Source organism: Brakhagea slesvicensis, assembly GCF_052161625.1.
Taxonomy (GTDB): Bacteria; Planctomycetota; Planctomycetia; order Pirellulales; family Pirellulaceae; genus JBKCUI01.
Genome location: NZ_CP197412.1, coordinates 2,149,500 through 2,166,743, shown reverse-complemented (window position 1 = coordinate 2,166,743; position 17,244 = coordinate 2,149,500). Strand labels below are relative to the sequence as shown.

Genomic DNA, 17,244 nt, shown 5'->3' with positions numbered 1-17,244 from the left:
TTCAGATCGATTGTTACTTCTAACGCTAAGGTTCTTCGACCAAGGTTGGTACGAAGCGGCCGATGCGGAACCGGGTGAATCGCGATGCGTGCGAGCAAACTGGGTGGCTGGGATTGGTCCCGTTGGGCAAACTACGACTTCTGCCCCGGGTTGAACCGCTACGTGTACTGGTTAAAGGAGCCTGTGGGTTGGTTTGTTCTCGCAACCCTATGCAGCCTCCTCGTCGGAGCATTTTTGAGCCCGCTCGGATGGACGGTCGCGATGGGGCTCGTCGCGGTTTTGATTCTAGGACTTGGATTTCCCTGGATCGCAACTCGATCGATTCGCTGTGAATTAGCACCCCACTGCACCGAAGTTTACGAAGGGGATGCAAGCACTCTGATTGTGAAGATTGCCAATAGGCTTCCGTTTCCCATCATGGGGCTGACGATCGAAGGCTGGGATACAGACGAGGATGCAGTCGGAGGGGCCGCACCATCGAGTAACGGTGTCGGACTAGCTCGCGTTCCTGCCTGGAGCAAAGCGTCGTATCGATTGCCTTACAAACCGGAGTATCGAGGGAGATATCCGAAGGGAACGCCTCGAGTTGCATGCTCATTCCCCTTTGGGATTTGGACGGCTCGAAGAGAAATCGAAGCGGTACAGCCCGTGACCGTTTGGCCGATGGCGATTCCCGTTCAAGGGGATGTGGAGATATCCGGTGACAAGCGTGCGGACTCCGGTTTCGGTCAACGGATCAGTACGTCCGGCGACTTTTTGGGGGTTCGCGACTTTCGACATGGAGATTCGCTTAAAAGCATTCACTGGGTTCAATCCGCTCGCATGGATCAATGGATCGTATGCGAACGAGGGGGGCCCCAGCGAGAAACGTTGGAACTGCGGCTCGAGACGGGCCCATCGCTCGGTCACCAAGAGGATCAGCGTGAGAATCTGGCTTGGCGGGTTCGCATCGCGGCCAGTCTAGTCGATGTCTTGGTCGCCCATCATGTTCCCTTTCGATTGTGGATCGATGGGGTGCAACGGTCCGTCGCTACGGGTGCTCACGCTCGAGTATGCTGCTTCGACCTCCTGGCGGAGATCCCTTTGGATGGCGGGAATGCGAAAGAAGGGGCGAGAGCATGCAATTCACGACGGCCTTCCTCTGCGAGTCGATGGATCATTTCGGCTCTCGGCGAGGACGGTCTGCCTCTCGATGCGCACCAAGTCCATGTACGAGTGGAACAAGGAGGCGCTGGGATTCGTTCGGTCGATGCCATTCAATCGCGCTCGATCCATCTAGACGAAGACATCGCGTCGCAAGTGAACAACATGCTGATGGAGGTAAGTCGTGAATCTTGTTCAGCATGACCATCCCAGCCAGGAACATCCCAGCCGAGTACAGTATGTGCGACGCCGTCCAAAGGATCGAAACGAGGCTCAGGCAATTCAAGTGAAAGGGCGTCGGCCCAGCGTAGTGCTGATGGCTTCGATCGCGATTCTGATACTCGCTTTACGCCGCTCGGAATATGAGAGCCCATGGATCATGGTGCTCGAGTCGGTTCTAGGGGGAAGCCTGCTCGGCGCGGCCCTATGGACGCAACAGAGATTCGTAAAGCGCGAGTCGAGTGGGTTCGTTGTAACAGAACGGCGAACGGCTGCCACCCCATCGGGATCGTACGGTAAAGGAACTGCGCTGCTCGTGGCCGCTGCCATCGCGATGCCATGGGTAGTCGATCCATTCGCCCGCGGTCTCGGCTATGGCAACGGATTTGAGATCGTGATGTTGAGCAGTTTGCTGTGGGGCGCGGTGGCTTGCAGTTTGCTGGCGAGGACAACCCGTACCCTTGGGCTCTCGGTCATTTGCAGCGGGTTTTTAACGTTGTTCACCACGTTTATCTCCGACTCTCTCTCGACGACTTGGTTCGCCTACGCGTGGGGAGCGGTTTGTTTGTGGTGGTTGGTCTCGAACCATTGGGAGAAAGTGGAACAGAATGCAGCCTATGACATCCAGTCAGGCTGGGGGCAGCGATTGGCATTTCTTTCCGTGGGGTGCATCGCCTTCGGAGCGGGTGCGTTCTTGGTCGCCGATCGCATTCCGGTCCTTCGCAAGCTGCGAGCGGAAATCATGCCCACCAGCGGCGGCACGAGCGGAAAGGACTCATCGGCCCAGCGCGGAGTCGGAAACGGGGATCAGCTGGTGGCGGCTCGCAGTCGCCCTTCTTCGTTTGGCGCCGTCGACACCGATTTGTTCTTAGATTCGGATAAGCCGAGTCTCTTTGATCTGTTCAGCGATGAGTTCGGCGAAGTCAAAAAGAAGGATCGGGTCGAACAGACGCAAGCCCTCAATCCGAAGGAGATTCAAGACCAAGAAGGGAATGTCTCGGAAGCCAACCAATCCCCGAAGGGTGGTGAGTTCAGTATCGAGCGCAATGTCCCCGACCAGCGACCTAGGACCGACGACATCGCCTCCAACGCATTGATGTTTTGGCAAGGGGCCGTGAACAGCCATCTGGCTGTGGAGCGATTGGATCGTTTCGATGGTGAAGTTTGGCGATCCAGTCTTCAACCCGAACGAAAGGGAGTTCGCGTCGAGCCCAAGGAAGTCGAGATCGATGGTCAGCTTTGGTTTGCACCCGGTACCAAGAGGATGGGAAGTTCCATCAGTCCATTCGTCGGGGCCGTTTCCGAATCGATCAAATTCACACGCTACAGCTCGCCCGTCATTCCGACTCGATCGGGAACGCAACTTTGGTGCATCGACGATATCACACGAGGAGACTTCTTTGACTACGGCATGGACGATTGCTTATCGATGCCGGGGCGACAGCATGTCCCAGACTATACGGTGGTTCGATTGATTCATAGTTGGATCGATATGGAACGTGTGGAAGACCTCCTCGAGAATTGTGCCCCCGGACGCTCGCATGCCTATGTTCCCGAGGAGTGCCAGTCGACGATCCATCGATTGGCCCATCGCTATGCGGCACGAAATCCTCGCGGATGGAGTCAGGTGCAAGGAGTTGTTCAAGGGGTTCGTGAAAATTTCCGTTTGGAGATTGGGACGGAGGAGAGGACCACCGCGAACGGTTCCTCGTCAGCGTTGGATCGGTTCTTGAAGAGTGGTCATGGACCAAGCTATCTGTTTGCGACCGCAACCGCATTGATGCTGGAGCATTTGGGGTATGAGACGCGATTGGTGACAGGGTTTTATGCTCGATCCAAAAATATTTTGGGGCCGGAACGCGATATTGCTATTTTGCCCAGCGATGTGCATGTGTGGCTCGAGATCCACGCGGGGCACGATTATTGGATTCCGCTGGAACCGACCCCCGGTTACCACGAGCCTTCGTACACGGCGAGCCTTCGGTATCGGCTTTATCAAGCCCGGTGGTGGATCGTTTGGGGCCTGTTGGCTTCCGGGGTCGTGGGTGCTTTGGTGTATGGGTTGCGAAGCGTCGTATTCGAGGCGGCCATTCTCGTTTTTTCACCGGTCCTTCTTTTGTTGCGTGATCGTGCTCGCATCGAGTGGATGGCCTGGCTGTTGGATACACGAGCCTCGTTGGCGGGGCATCCTCGACGCGTCGGAACAGTGCCGAAAGCCCATTTCCGAGCCTTGAGTTCGATGCGAGAGGACTTGGGGGGTGCGCTCCATCAGTTCTTTCGCGCATCGGATCGCATCTGCTTTGGCGGGGCATCGACGATGGATAGGGACGAGCGACTCGCCCTGCAAACGCTTTGGACACGGCTTACAACACGACGCATTCAAACTGCATTTCGCCAAACGATAGGATGATGAGGGGATGACGATCACCGATGGAACTGCTGTAGACACGAGCATCGCATTGTCCCGATTGCGGACGCGATTGAATCATGTCTTATTAGGCAAAGAAGAGAAAATCGAGCTCGTAATCGCGTGCTTGATCGCGGGCGGTCATTTGCTGCTGGACGATTTGCCTGGGTTAGGAAAGACGACGTTAGCAAAAGCGATCGCCGAATGTTTCGGGGCAAAGTTTGCTCGGATCCAATGCACGCCCGATTTGCTCCCGAGCGATGTGACGGGATTCAATCTCTTCAATCAGAAGACGCGAGAGTTCGAGTTCCATAGCGGGCCTGTCTTCTCCGATATTCTGCTGGCGGATGAGATCAATCGAACCACCCCGCGCACGCAGAGCTCGCTCTTCGAAGCTATGGCGGAGAGGCAAGTGACGATCGATGGTGTCTCACGATCGTTGTCCGAAACATTCTTTGTGATCGCCACGCAGAATCCGATCGATAGCCATGGTGCCTATCCGCTCCCCGAAGCGCAGCTCGATCGATTTGCAATGAAGCTGGAGATAGGCTACCCCGACCGAGCGGCTCAACTAGCGATCCTGAATCAATCCAAGAGTCGGGACCAAGCGTCGCCCGATAGTCCCTTGTCGATTCACACCCTCCGCGACCTGCAACGGGTTGTTGACCAATGCCGCATCACCACCGAGTTGCAAGAGTACCTCGTCACGTTGTGCGAAGCGACCCGGACGCATGAAGCCGTTCGGCTCGGTGTCAGTCCTCGTGGCATGTTGATCTGGCAGCAAGTCGCCAAGGCATGGGCTGTATTGCAAGGGAGGGACTTTGTGGTCCCCGATGATATTCAATCGGTCGCACACCCCGTTTTGGGCGTGCGTTTGATCACACGAGGTCAACCCGTCGCGTCGATCATCGATTCGATTCTTCAAGAGAGCAAGGTTCCAGACTACCGATGAATAACCAACTTTCCAGTTTGTTGATGAAGACGACAGCTTGCTGGGTCCCCTGGCTCTTCGCGATCTTGGTCGGGTGCGGCGGGGAGAAGGAATCGCTGCATGAGATGGAGCATGAGATTCCCGCCCACTGGCCAGCCGACTTCCACGATGCCATATCGAAGATGGAGCAGCGGATTGGGACTTTAAAATCGACGAATCGGTCGCCAGAGACCCTCATGGAATTGGTTGAGATTGTCGGATGGGTTCCGGAAATAGCCGGAGACACCGATTTGCCGGAGGAGTTGTGGGTTCCGATCTACCGGATATGCGAAACATTGCGACGGCATCTGGAAAAGAGCGATGTGGAGATCGCTGCCTACCAAGAGGACTTTGACCGTTTGTTTGGTCTGCTGAGAGACTCGCAGTTGGAATTGGACGCGAAGAAGCAAATGCCTGAAGCGGCCCCGCCGGCAGCCTCAGAACCAGAACCCACCCAATAACCATCCGCCGCATTGGGCGATGGCTGTGGTTATCAACGGAATTCGATCGGATAACGAGAAAGACTCAATCGCTTCTCAGCGAGGAAATAGAAATGGATGTAGTGCTAATCGGCGGGCTTGTTCGGGCGATTCAGGGGGTCGCAGCGGCATCGACCACCTTGGTTGTCGGGCTCTTTGTGGCGGCCTTGCTTCGCTACTATGTGGGCCCGGAGGGTACAAGGCGATTGTTTGGCGGGGATGGGTTGCGTTCGTTGGCTCAATCTTGGTTGATCGGCATGTTGTTGCCGGTTTGTTCGATCGGAGTGATACCGATCTTGCGAGAGATGAAGCGGATGGGGTTGCGTCCGGGTGCGATCACCGCTTTTGCGTTGTCCGCTCCGCTGTTCAATCCCCTTTCGTTGCTGTATGGGTTAACGCTTTCGAGGCCTTATGTCATTCTCGGGTTCGCGTTTGGTTCGCTTGCGGTGGTCACGGTTTTGGGGACGGTTTGGGATCGCTATACGACTTGGAAAAGTCCTCCGCTGAGTGAGTCCGATCTTCCCGTAGGCTTGGGGCGACTGGGCGCTTGCGCGATCCACATGGCGCGCGAGTTGTTTGGTCCGTCGGGGCTTTATGCGTTGATTGCCATTTCCGGTTTGTTTTTGTTGGGTGCGGTCTTGCCGCATGGTGCACTGCAAAGTTCGGTGGAGCAATTGGATCCCATGGCACCTTTGACGATGGCGATGGTTTCCATTCCGGTTTATGCGCCCCCGATGTTGACGATGAGTCAATTAGGGATGATGTTCGATCACGGCAATTCACCAGGTGCATCCTTTTGTTTGCTCTTGTTAGGGACTGGCATGAACTTCGCGACGCTGGTTTGGATTGGCAGGAATTACGGTTGGCGATCGACGGCGGTGTGGTTTGGTGTGTTGATGGTCGTGGTGGTGGGATGTGCGTATGCGATGGAGAGGCCATTGATTCCCCCGGGGGTCGAGCCGGCGGGGCATACGCATGCGTTTGATATTTACACCAACCCGCTCCATTCGGGGGAGCCGATAGGAATTGCGAGATTGCGAGAGGAGTTTCGCAAAACGATTGGATTGTTTGACGCGTTGGGGTTAGGGATTTTAGGGGCGATGGTCGTTGGAGGCTGGGTGGTAACGAAGCCGTGCAAGCCAGCTATCGATCGCTTTCTGGAGACGTTGCCCAGTCGGGTGCGGAGTCAGGCGCGAGGGGGTTTGGACCGCGATGTCCCCCCTGTGGTGGTGGGGATGACGGGTGTAGCCGGTTTGTTTGCGTTTAGCATTGTGGGGTGTTATGCGTACTATCCGGCGCCGGAGGAGGTATTGGAGGAGATGCGATTGGCGCGGGTAGAGTTGTTAAGTGGAGTTGCGAGCAAGGATTACGAGCGGGTGTTGCATTGGATTCCCATTTTGGAAGAGTGGTCTCGCAAGTTGGAGGTGGGATATGCGATGCGGCATTACGAGCTGCGCCCTTATCAGCGGATGCAAACCTATTTGCTTCGCAAGAAGCTGGAATTGCTGGAGCACGCGACGGAGCATCTGGTAGAGGTGTTGGAGAGCAAGCCAGGTGAGGAGCTTGATCCGTCGAAGATCGATCCGCAGGAGTTGGAAGAGCATCGCCAGGAGATCGACGCGCTGCGATTCGCGATCAGTCAGAATGGCGGCCGGTTAGTGAAAGCCTTCCGACAACCGGAACTGCCTTGAAGTGTCATCTGTTGGGAACAATAGATCGACATTGTCGAACGGTCGTCCTCCTTTGTCCTGAAAGGACTTGAGCCATTAGCCGGGGGTTGAGCGCTAGCGATACCCCCGGTGGCCTTCCCAAGGTGTGCGCATCCCGGCGGGATGCAAGACGGATCTGTAATCCCTTCGGGATAGAAGAGGGCGCGGGTGGCGCTGCGCTCAACCCCCGGCTACACGCTTTGATCCTTTCAGGATCGGTGGTCCAAGCGAATACTCGCTCGCTTGGGCAATGCTCTCACAGGAATCGCACCTCGGCCATTCGGTATCTCCCCCTGGAATAATTCATTGGTTCAATAACAAATCCGATGAGATCGATTTGAAGTAGGACCGGAGAGTTTCTCGCCACGGCGCCAAGGCGCAAACGGGAGGAAGAAGGGGAGGCTGCATGATGCTGCGCGACGCAGGCAGGCTCACACCTTTCCTTCTCGCAATTAAGAAGGGCTTAGTATTGAACGGCTGAACGTTCTCTGTTCTCTGTCCCCCGTTGCGAGCATCGCGCCGTTGCGAGAGCTTCCCCCCTGCGTTCGGCGATTTCTAAAACCAGCCTTTCAAGGCTGGGTGGGTTGCTTAGTCAATCGACGCGAGATCGGCCAAAACATGTTTATCAATACGGTAAGACAGGAAGGATATCGATCCGTCCGCCATCGCGAAGTTGGCCCCACCTGGGTGGAAACTCCAGTGATGGGTCCAGTCGCAGCGTCCACCCCGTTTTCCAGGACCAAATGGCTGGACTCTATTTGCACACTCACTCAGCTCGTTCGTAACGTTGAGTGTTAAATCCGTCGGATCGAGGTAGGTTGCCGCTCCTGTCGAATCCTGCCCTCCTAGCCAAGAACCAAATCCTGCAAACAAGTCGCTTGGAGGTCGTTCGCCAAAAATGAGAGTGTTGGAAAGACCACCGGTAATATCGCGAAACCGCCGACCTTTAAGTTGTCGTATATCCAGACGGAAGACCCCATTGTCTTCGCGCGCACCTGCAACACCGCAATAGTCCGTATGCGAGAACAGAAATCCCAAATCGGGCCTGACTAAGAAACCGTTGTCGGGATTCGATGCGCATTGAAGACTCGGGATCGTGACAGTCCGATTGGAGTTCCTATAAACATGAACACCGAGTAGAACTTCCTCCTGCACGGCGTTTAGCAAATCTTGCTGCTCAAGGTACGCAAGCGTTCTAGCTTGCCAATGAAGCAAGAAATTTGGACTGCGAGCCACTGAATTCGGACTGTGACCCACTGAAAGTGTGGGGGGCAGCGACTTCATAGCATCCTCGTGCAAGTGAAGAGCCAACGCAAGCTGTTTTGCATGGTTGGAACAACTGACTCGCCTAGCTGTCTCGCGAGCCATTTGTACTGCTGGCAACAATAACGAGATCAGAACAGCGATGATGGATACAACAACCATCAATTCAATGGAGGTAAGGCCACTCCGACAAGTGCATGAGCGATACATTGTTCTAAGCCCGATATCTGCTACGAAGAAGCCAAATCGTGATTCCAGCGGTAATCAATGCCGCTGACACGTACAAGTAGGCATTACTACCGGACTGACCGAAATCTGTTGTTTTCAAAGCTGGCGGCTCAGGCAAACCATAGTAACTCAAGTAACAGGTTTTCGTGTCCAATCGCTCATCGGGAAAGACTTCTATTTCCGCAACCTCGGCGTTTCCTGCCTCGGTTAGCTTTCGCGGAATCATGTATCCATTGACTTCAAAAAAGTCAAACACCTTCGTATGAGTTTCGCTACCCAGGTACATGAATCGCAATTCAGACGGAAGTAGCGACCGGGTGTCGTCGTCAAAAACAATCTCAAAATCCTCCCGCTGGCTATCATCGTTGAAACCCAATTGAACGTAATGTTTAGGGCCCTCCTTGCGATAGTCGCGAATGTCGAGTTTCCCCGATTTCAGATAGAAAGCGGTACTACTCTTGTAATAGCAAACAGAGGAAGTAATAGCAAACGGAAGTGCAGCTATAGGAAGAATGGGTTCTTCTGGAACTGGGCCGCCAACGTGTGAAATACTATAAACACCATTCTTCAGAAGAATCCTTGCAGAGTAGGATGGGTTCACAATATCGATCGTAACTTTTCCAGCACGGTCGTAGCTTTTAAACCATACAAAATCCGGCTGAATCCAACATTCGCTCATCTTCCTTTTGCTGTTCTTTGAAACGATCTTGCCGAAGCTCTCGACTCCTTTCGTGAGAACTTCGTCCCAGCTATTGATTCTCGCGCTGCTCAGGAATTCTTTCCCTGCTTCGATTCTCAATGTCTTCTCGCGGTCAAACTCTCTGTCCGTGAGAAGCAGTAGAAGCAAGAAAAAAGTACTTGGCAACATAACCAAACCTCAGGAACAAAAAGCAATCCACCGCCAGCATGGGGGTGTCTTGTCTCTCTAAAAAGTGGACTTTTCATTGATTAGGTTAACATAGCGTGATTCCAGGAGGATTCCGATGGCCAAACCACGTAGAAAATTTACCGAGAAGCAGAAGGCCGCCATCGTTCGACGGCATCTCAAAACCTCGTAGAGCGCACAGCTTGAAATAGGACCGGAGAGTTTCTCGCCACGGCGCAAAGGCGCAAACGGGAGGAAGAAGGGGAGGCTGCATGGTGCTGCGCGACGGAGGCAGGCTCGCACCTTTCGTTTCTTGGATGTGATAAGGGCTGGAAATGGATCGGCTGAACGTTCTCTGTTCTTTGTCCCCCGTTGCGAGCTTCGCGCCGTTGCGAGAGCTTCCCCCCGGCGTTAGGCGATTTCTAAAACCAGCCTTCCGCTGGATGGTGATTTTAGTCCCGGTAGGGACGGCATAGAATAGCCCAGCCTTTCAAGGCTGGGTCGGTTGCGCCCGGTGTGAGAAGTCCCGGTAGGGACGAAAGAGCGTTCCTGGGTGATCGAAGTGTAGCATCGCGATTCCAACGAATGGTCTTGCATCAACGAGATGGATGAGCCAGGCTATGGCGAAGTAGTTCGTTACAATTGCCAACAATTGCTGTCGGAGTTTGGGCATGCTCGACAACGCTTTATCAAATGGTTATTCGTCGCAAGTTCGCGGATGGCTGGTCGTTGACGGAGTGCCGCATGAGCTTGCTCAAGTAGGTCCTGATTTCTGTATTCTTCGGGAGCCAATTTCCGGTGACTTCTTCGGTACGAGCCACGTTCAAGCCAAGTTGCTCATCGAAGTCGACGGAGATCAGCGGGAAACAGGGGTCGTGTTAAGTGCAAGCTATCTTTCATCTCCAAAAAAACTGCACCTTCGCAGAGTTTAGATCGCTTTGTCGAGATTGATACTTCAATGAGGCCATGCTTGAATGGGCGCGGGTCGATCGACTTGAAGTAGGACCGGAGAGTTTCTCGCCACGGCGCAAAGGCGCAAACGGGAGGAAGAAGGGGAGACTGCATGGTGCTGCGCGACGCAGGAGGCTAGCACTTTCGTTTCTTGGATGTGGTAAGAGCTGGAAATGGATCGGCTGAACGTTCTCTCTTCTTTGTCCCCCCTTTGCGAGCTTCGCGCCGTTGCGAGAACGATTCATAATCACCAGTGATCTAACATGCTCATTTCTAAGCTGCCTGTGCGGCAGTGAACATAACTCAACTCTCCCAATTGCGGCACACTTCTTTCTAAGCTGCCTGTGCGGCAGTGAACAGCAACTGCTGCGCGCGAGCGACGAACTCATTTTTCTAAGCTGCCTGTGCGGCAGTGAACAAGGTTGCTGGAATGATCGCGAATCGTTCGCATTTCTAAGCTGCCTGTGCGGCAGTGAACGGAGGAATAGTCTCCCAACCGAATATTCTTGATTTCTAAGCTGCCTGTGCGGCAGTGAACGGAAATTATTTACATCGGCGCAAGGGTCACAATTTCTAAGCTGCCTGTGCGGCAGTGAACTCGCACCCTGGCGCAGCAAACTGCGTATCTGATTTCTAAGCTGCCTGTGCGGCAGTGAACAACGAAAGGTAGATCATGGCACAAGATCAGTTTTTCTAAGCTGCCTGTGCGGCAGTGAACGATCCCCTCGATCGATTCGACTTCCGGCCAGATTTCTAAGCTGCCTGTGCGGCAGTGAACCGTCCTCTCTGCATTCAGGCAAACCGTCCGGATTTCTAAGCTGCCTGTGCGGCAGTGAACACATTCCCTCACCCGCCTTTCGTATTCTTGCTTTTCTAAGCTGCCTGTGCGGCAGTGAACAATAGTCTCGTGCGCTCGCTGTCGTCATCCAATTTCTAAGCTGCCTGTGCGGCAGTGAACCCGGCACCACTGCGACTCTCGCACTCAACGATTTTCTAAGCTGCCTGTGCGGCAGTGAACGGGGAGTGATGAGCGCGAACAGCATCCAGCATTTTCTAAGCTGCCTGTGCGGCAGTGAACACGACCGACAATGCGAAGGGTGAAGCACGGAATTTCTAAGCTGCCTGTGCGGCAGTGAACTGAATTGGTGGATGCGTTTCGCAAGTACCATTTTTCTAAGCTGCCTGTGCGGCAGTGAACAGACGAAAATATCGTCCCTATCGATGCAATTCTTTCTAAGCTGCCTGTGCGGCAGTGAACGGAGCAAACAGGTATTTCGCCCAAGCTCGCTTTTTCTAAGCTGCCTGTGCGGCAGTGAACTTCCGCGTCAATCTGCTCGATTGCTCGCTTGATTTCTAAGCTGCCTGTGCGGCAGTGAACGTGCTGCATTGCTGTTCGTGAGGGCAGAGATTTTTCTAAGCTGCCTGTGCGGCAGTGAACGAGCACAAAGCCAACGCACGATTGATCGCGGCTTTCTAAGCTGCCTGTGCGGCAGTGAACAAATGCCGATTCAATCCTCTACCTTGAATTCGTTTCTAAGCTGCCTGTGCGGCAGTGAACTTGATTCGACTATCCGACTTCAGACGGTTGTCTTTCTAAGCTGCCTGTGCGGCAGTGAACTCGATTTATTGCTCCCCATGCTCGACCAAGTTTTTCTAAGCTGCCTGTGCGGCAGTGAACTCCGCCACCCAGTCCGTAGCGGCATCCATGTTTTTCTAAGCTGCCTGTGCGGCAGTGAACGGCGAAGCTGTCATAGATTCGGCTGACCTGTTTTTCTAAGCTGCCTGTGCGGCAGTGAACATCATAATCGAGGCGGTCGAGTAGTCTTCAAAATTTCTAAGCTGCCTGTGCGGCAGTGAACGGCGGCTTTCGAGACGGTCAGTTAATCGTGTTTTTCTAAGCTGCCTGTGCGGCAGTGAACCACAACAATGGATTCTTAACTAAAGAACAGATTTTCTAAGCTGCCTGTGCGGCAGTGAACTGCTGCGTCGTGTGAAGCAGTTGTATCGCGAATTTCTAAGCTGCCTGTGCGGCAGTGAACTTGCGAAACTGCGAAGCATTGCCCATGTCGATTTTCTAAGCTGCCTGTGCGGCAGTGAACAATTTACATTTACGACGCAATCGGTCCAGACTTTTCTAAGCTGCCTGTGCGGCAGTGAACTTCTTGCTGGCAAAGACCGGTATTGCTCCGCTTTTCTAAGCTGCCTGTGCGGCAGTGAACATGACGTGTTCATAACGATCATCGAGATTCGATTTCTAAGCTGCCTGTGCGGCAGTGAACGATTTACAATGCTTTGAAGCGACACAAGGCTGTTTCTAAGCTGCCTGTGCGGCAGTGAACCCCGACGAAATCGCTGAGCCGCTTTGCATCGCTTTCTAAGCTGCCTGTGCGGCAGTGAACGATTTGTTTTGGTGGGCTGCGATTGACTCGAATTTCTAAGCTGCCTGTGCGGCAGTGAACCAACAGCTCTACCGCACAAGCACAGCTTGAGTTTTCTAAGCTGCCTGTGCGGCAGTGAACATTCGCGGATTGAACATCCCGTTGCCGCCCAATTTCTAAGCTGCCTGTGCGGCAGTGAACGCTTGTCATCGATCTTGCCATCGTCGACTTTGTTTCTAAGCTGCCTGTGCGGCAGTGAACGAACACAGGCCGACATTGCTCCGATCGACATATTTCTAAGCTGCCTGTGCGGCAGTGAACGGTCTCGCGTGCGTCCTTTTCGATGCTCAGCATTTCTAAGCTGCCTGTGCGGCAGTGAACACTGACTCTCACGAAAAGGAGCAAGCTATGCCTTTCTAAGCTGCCTGTGCGGCAGTGAACGGGTGGCAAGGGTGGCTTCTCCACCGTACAATTTTCTAAGCTGCCTGTGCGGCAGTGAACCCGATCGTATTGCCGACCTGGAACGCCTTGCTTTTCTAAGCTGCCTGTGCGGCAGTGAACTAGAACCGGGGGCCCAATTTCCTAGCTAAATCATGGATCTAGCCGGCGATTAACCCCACTCATCCCTTTTTCGGTCTCGACAATTCAGCGTCGCATTTTCCAGAGAAAGTGCTAGGTCTCTGGGGGGAAGAAAAAAAGGGTCAGAAATCGGGTACGGCAATGCTAGCACTCAACCCGTACGTGCTAAACTCCCATCGACCCGACATTCCTAATTGCGGTTTTCTCTCAATAAAGAGGCGAAATCGCTTCTTAGTACTATGGCTTTGCATGTCCAGATAGGGAAGCCGCAAAATGGTCGGAGCCATGCCTGCGAAGTGCTCCATTGCCTCGTCTGCCGATCCCCCAAATCGCTTCATGCGACGGCGCGCTAGACGCTCAGGCGACCCGGTAGGCTGACTTCGTTTAAAAATCGACCAACTGATATTTCTCCGCTTCAACGGACGTATATCACTAATATCAAGATAGTCCGAAAAGCGAGTCAGCGTCCCCGGAATGCCCAATTCCTCTAGCTCGGATTGCGTTTTGGCAAATAATCGGATCCGATCTCCAATCGGCGGCAACTTGGGTTCAACCGTATCGTCGGCCCGACCACTCGGATTGTCCTTCGAAAAGTCTGCATAACCAGGAAAACTGATTCCAACGTTGCATGATTGCTGGCCCTTTGCGATGCGAACCAAATCAAAATGTATTTGATTCATTGCGAGACTCATAAGACTCCCCACGCTTAGCCCAACATGAAAAGGAACATGGATCTCCTGATAGAACAGCTCAATGTCCGGATTTTGTTGGTCTACCATGGCTACTTACTGCTCTTTCCGAAAACGCCACCACGTACCAACATCGCAACCACATAGTGTTCTTGCTCCGGAGAAATCGGTTTCCCCATCCCGAAGCTATCAAACAAGCTATAGAAATCATTCTTTTTGTTCGGCGTTCGAAATGCCACACCAAGATTCGTAACCGCGCCGTACGATTCCACGGCAATGGGTGAGACCTCCGTACCGTCCTCATACCATGTATCAATCGTGCGAATGGCGTTCCCAATCTTCTGTGAGTGCATCGCAGCTATTCCATCCACGGAATATAGAACCTTGCTCTTGTCATCGCTCTTCGTGACAAGCTCCTGACTTGGATAAACTTCCTGGCCGAAACCGATCTTGGCATGAGCCTTCACATCGAGCAACAAGAATGGGTTTTCGCCTGTGAGCGTTTTGGAGATCAACTCACCGAGTTCCTTGACAGATTCAACCTCAAAGTTCTTGAGACCGATTTTCCATCCATCGAAGACCCATGACTTCTCAATCGCACCGCTTTTCAGTTGGGATACGGTGATCTCCAACTCTTCCGCACCCAATCGATTCCGCCACAAGAATCGACCATTGGCGAGGTTGGTCGCATAACGCTTTCCCAACTCCTCGAATTTGGTCCTCTCAGCGTACATGTCAATCGCCTTCCGGCATGTCTCTTGAAATGAGGCAACATTGCACGCGGATGGATTCTGTACGCCTGGCAAGACTTTCAGAGTGAAGTGGAGTCGCAATGTATCGCAATCGGACGGTAACGCACAATGGTCAACGGTTTGCAGGTTTGCTTTCTCTACCTCTGCATCAATTTTTGCAGGGTCATTTTCAAGCTTCTTTGCCAAACGGTTGGAAATGGTTCCACGAACTGCCTTTATATGTAGCTTGAGCGGAATCGCATCGGGACTATTCCGATCGGAATACATCACGGCATACATCCTCCCATCCGAAGGAACCAACTTTTTCTCGTACGCGAGCACGGATGGAAACTCGATACCTGAGCCATTTTTAGCCATAGAAATCACTCCAAAAGGAACGGACAACTTCAAACAAAAATTACGACCGACATAAAACGCCATAGTGGGATTTTGCAAAGCCACTGTTTGCGATTGAATTCTTCGATGTACCACAAAGATCAAAAAGGGAACTATCCAAACACGTCACCTACGCCTGCATCTCTTGTTCACACAAGTAGAGGTCATTTACATGCCGGTAACGCCACAGGATATCACTCAATGAATGGAATCGACTGGCCATCACAAACTCACCAAGCGTTACAACACTTTCCGCGAAGCGATGGGAAGTCGATGTATCTCTCGCGTTCTTTGGCTTCCCAATCGGCGAAAGCGCCTGAAACCCAGTCGCGATGGGAACGAACCATCCGGGGGATCGACGACCGGATGTCCAAGTTACCGCTCCATCATCATCAACACTGCATCGATGTTGAATGGCTAGGTACTGATGCAATGCTTGGAAAGCATCGAGGCCCTCGACCATGCATTGCTTGAGGAGGGATCGACGCTCCACAAGTGCATAGCCTGGCATCAGCATTCGGATGGCTTTTCGATCATCCAATACTGGCGCAACAGCTTGCATCGAAAGGATATCTCCTCCCGCCAATTTCATTCTGGATTCGATGATGTCTGCGAGAGTAACTGCGTCGATGGATACCTGTTCTAATCCACGGGTTTTTAGGACAAGGCTTATTGTCATTCGGCATCTCCCCTCTTCGACAAAGGGGGCACGTTCTCCTTTTTCGTTAAGCGGATTTCCGGTCAAACAAAAAAATCGATCATAGCCATCTCGATGGTCAAGCATTTGAAAGCGATGGCAGATAATCCCAACACCTTCGATACTGAGACTACCTGATTGCATCGTATTGAAATGACGCTGTAAGGCATGGGAAAATCCTAAGAATGAAGTGACTGCAGGGAATCCATAAGTGAATGGACTTGAGACTGCGTTCGCATTTTGAACTTGTATTTTTCTTACGATCAAATACTGGGTCATAACAATACTCCATCGCTTTCGCGGACAAACTCATCAATCTCCGAAATGAATTGCTTCTCGTCGAGTTCCCCCAAAATGGCGGCGTCATTTCGCTTTGCATACAACTTTCGATAAGTTGCTAATATCCAACGAATAATAGCTTTTACCACTTCCTCCCGCCAATCGGTCGAAGAAATTGATTCGGTATATGATTCCGGATCAAGCCATTGTTTTTGCCAAGTAGGCAACTGAACCTCGTCCTTGAGCGACCATCCCGGATCAAGACTTTGGAAAACAAGTGCTCGATCGAAGACCCAGTCGAACATTTGCGTGAACCAGTACTTGCGCCCATCGCGAATGTTGATGTTGTTGTAATCTAGCGTGAAGAGGCGGTGAACGGAGTCGATGTATGACCTGAACTCGTCGTCCCAACGAAGTTCATTGAAAAAGTCTCTTTTTGGAACGCGCAAGTAGCTATTGCTGAGATTCGGTGGCAATGAAGGTAACATCCAAGCTTCACCGGAATTGCTACTATTGAGGCGACTGACGTTTTGCGGTTGACTACCACCAAATCGCATCTTCAGAATATTTGGGAAGTCATCGTATCCTCCGATACTTTTCTCGTCTTTTTTTCTCGCCTCTCTTGCCTGTTTCGCGTCATCGGAAAACTTCGAGGCAAGTAGCCGCTCGCGATGTACAAAAACAAGACCCGACGGCGTTACGATCGAAAGGAGGTGGTACGCTGAATCTGATACTCCGGTACTTATTGGAAAATAGACTTGCTTGATTCTCCCATCGGTTTGGTTGCCTTTCTTGTTATGTTCTAGTACGAGAAACTGTTGGCGAATCTCCTCGAAAGCTACATCATCAAATCCAAATAAGTGTTGGATGTATTTCGTATTATTGCGGAGATGATCTAGTATTGATCGACCATCCTCTAACTGGGTCGACACGAATGCGTACGCATCTAGCAGGGCCGCGTCACCATATACATCTGACGGAACGTCGGGGACATTACCAGTTCGCAAGAATCCATCGGGAGACGGAGAGCCAGCGACGATAATCGCAGTGGAATCCGCGGTGGGGTGACTGTATTTCGGTGGATGAGTGACAAGAGATAATTTCCCGATTCGTTTTGCAGCATTTCCGATCCAAGTGGGTGGATAGAACTCTTCGTCGATCTGGTTCTGCGTCCTTCCTGCCGGATTCTTTTCACGCGCAGCCTTCCGGCTTGCAAGAAACGCTTCTATCGCATTGGGCATTATCTTTCCTCGTCTTTCCT

The 17,244-nt window shown here is 52.6% G+C and carries 12 protein-coding genes and 1 CRISPR repeat array; of the genes, 6 read left to right on the top strand and 6 right to left on the bottom strand.

The window, feature by feature from the left end; genetic code table 11:
- The first annotated feature begins 84 nt into the window (after nt 1–84).
- The 5 genes from SH467x_RS08290 to SH467x_RS08270 all read left to right on the top strand — a co-directional run bounded on the left by SH467x_RS08290 (nt 85) and on the right by SH467x_RS08270 (nt 6,909).
- Nucleotides 85–1,347: a DUF58 domain-containing protein gene (locus tag SH467x_RS08290; RefSeq protein WP_482370805.1), complete on the top strand. Its 1,263-nt coding sequence runs from the start codon at nt 85–87 to the stop codon at nt 1,345–1,347.
- Complete coding sequence (locus tag SH467x_RS08285) at nt 1,328–3,772, top strand: transglutaminase-like domain-containing protein (RefSeq protein ID WP_482370804.1); 2,445 nt, start codon at nt 1,328–1,330, stop codon at nt 3,770–3,772. The genes SH467x_RS08290 and SH467x_RS08285 overlap by 20 nt, the downstream gene beginning before the upstream one ends.
- A gap of 7 nt (nt 3,773–3,779) precedes the next feature.
- Complete coding sequence (locus SH467x_RS08280; protein WP_482370803.1) at nt 3,780–4,721, top strand: AAA family ATPase; 942 nt, start codon at nt 3,780–3,782, stop codon at nt 4,719–4,721.
- Nucleotides 4,718–5,200 (top strand): hypothetical protein, encoded by a 483-nt coding sequence (locus tag SH467x_RS08275; RefSeq protein WP_482370802.1) that lies wholly within the window; start codon nt 4,718–4,720, stop codon nt 5,198–5,200. Before SH467x_RS08280 ends, SH467x_RS08275 begins: the two co-directional genes overlap by 4 nt.
- A gap of 92 nt (nt 5,201–5,292) precedes the next feature.
- Nucleotides 5,293–6,909, top strand: coding sequence for a permease (locus SH467x_RS08270; protein WP_482370801.1), 1,617 nt, complete (start codon nt 5,293–5,295; stop codon nt 6,907–6,909).
- A gap of 606 nt (nt 6,910–7,515) precedes the next feature.
- Here the strand turns inward: SH467x_RS08270 and SH467x_RS08265 are convergent.
- Both SH467x_RS08265 and SH467x_RS08260 read right to left on the bottom strand, forming a co-directional pair.
- A complete protein-coding gene (locus SH467x_RS08265; protein WP_482370800.1) occupies nt 7,516–8,352 on the bottom strand; it encodes a DUF1559 domain-containing protein in 837 nt (278 codons plus the stop codon).
- A 52-nt stretch (nt 8,353–8,404) separates the two neighbouring features.
- Entirely contained in the window at nt 8,405–9,286 is an 882-nt protein-coding gene (locus SH467x_RS08260; protein ID WP_482370799.1) for a hypothetical protein, read from the bottom strand.
- A 668-nt stretch (nt 9,287–9,954) separates the two neighbouring features.
- Here SH467x_RS08260 and SH467x_RS08255 point away from each other — a divergent pair.
- Complete coding sequence (locus SH467x_RS08255; RefSeq protein ID WP_482370798.1) at nt 9,955–10,215, top strand: hypothetical protein; 261 nt, start codon at nt 9,955–9,957, stop codon at nt 10,213–10,215.
- Nucleotides 10,216–10,504: 289 nt separating this feature from the next.
- Nucleotides 10,505–13,173: a CRISPR direct-repeat array (repeat unit 28 nt; unit sequence TTTCTAAGCTGCCTGTGCGGCAGTGAAC).
- Between the two features lie 140 nt (nt 13,174–13,313).
- Here the strand turns inward: SH467x_RS08255 and cas6f are convergent.
- From cas6f to csy1, 4 genes are all read right to left on the bottom strand, one after another.
- Nucleotides 13,314–13,970, bottom strand: a complete 657-nt coding sequence (gene cas6f / locus SH467x_RS08250; RefSeq protein WP_482370797.1) for a type I-F CRISPR-associated endoribonuclease Cas6/Csy4 — start codon at nt 13,968–13,970, stop codon at nt 13,314–13,316.
- A 2-nt stretch (nt 13,971–13,972) separates the two neighbouring features.
- Nucleotides 13,973–14,989, bottom strand: a complete 1,017-nt coding sequence (gene csy3, locus SH467x_RS08245; protein ID WP_482370796.1) for a type I-F CRISPR-associated protein Csy3 — start codon at nt 14,987–14,989, stop codon at nt 13,973–13,975.
- 148 nt (nt 14,990–15,137) lie between these two features.
- The gene (csy2, locus tag SH467x_RS08240) at nt 15,138–15,983 is read right to left on the bottom strand and encodes a type I-F CRISPR-associated protein Csy2 (RefSeq protein ID WP_482370795.1); all 846 of its coding nucleotides are present in this window, start codon (nt 15,981–15,983) and stop codon (nt 15,138–15,140) included.
- On the bottom strand, nt 15,980–17,224 hold the full coding sequence (csy1, locus tag SH467x_RS08235) for a type I-F CRISPR-associated protein Csy1 (protein ID WP_482370794.1): 1,245 nt from the start codon (nt 17,222–17,224) through the stop codon (nt 15,980–15,982). Before csy1 ends, csy2 begins: the two co-directional genes overlap by 4 nt.
- Between the last annotated feature and the right edge of the window lie 20 nt (nt 17,225–17,244).

Bases quoted from the DNA above. Each gene is read 5' to 3' on its own strand.
- csy2 (WP_482370795.1), bottom strand. From the start codon at position 15,983: ATGACCCAGTATTTGATCGTAAGAAAAATACAAGTTCAAAATGCGAAC.
- SH467x_RS08275 (WP_482370802.1), top strand. From the start codon at position 4,718: ATGAATAACCAACTTTCCAGTTTGTTGATGAAGACGACAGCTTGCTGG.
- SH467x_RS08270 (WP_482370801.1), top strand. From the start codon at position 5,293: ATGGATGTAGTGCTAATCGGCGGGCTTGTTCGGGCGATTCAGGGGGTC.
- SH467x_RS08255 (WP_482370798.1), top strand. From the start codon at position 9,955: ATGCTCGACAACGCTTTATCAAATGGTTATTCGTCGCAAGTTCGCGGA.
- csy3 (WP_482370796.1), bottom strand. From the start codon at position 14,989: ATGGCTAAAAATGGCTCAGGTATCGAGTTTCCATCCGTGCTCGCGTAC.
- SH467x_RS08260 (WP_482370799.1), bottom strand. From the start codon at position 9,286: ATGTTGCCAAGTACTTTTTTCTTGCTTCTACTGCTTCTCACGGACAGA.
- SH467x_RS08290 (WP_482370805.1), top strand. From the start codon at position 85: ATGCGTGCGAGCAAACTGGGTGGCTGGGATTGGTCCCGTTGGGCAAAC.
- SH467x_RS08280 (WP_482370803.1), top strand. From the start codon at position 3,780: ATGACGATCACCGATGGAACTGCTGTAGACACGAGCATCGCATTGTCC.
- cas6f (WP_482370797.1), bottom strand. From the start codon at position 13,970: ATGGTAGACCAACAAAATCCGGACATTGAGCTGTTCTATCAGGAGATC.
- SH467x_RS08265 (WP_482370800.1), bottom strand. From the start codon at position 8,352: ATGGTTGTTGTATCCATCATCGCTGTTCTGATCTCGTTATTGTTGCCA.
- csy1 (WP_482370794.1), bottom strand. From the start codon at position 17,224: ATGCCCAATGCGATAGAAGCGTTTCTTGCAAGCCGGAAGGCTGCGCGT.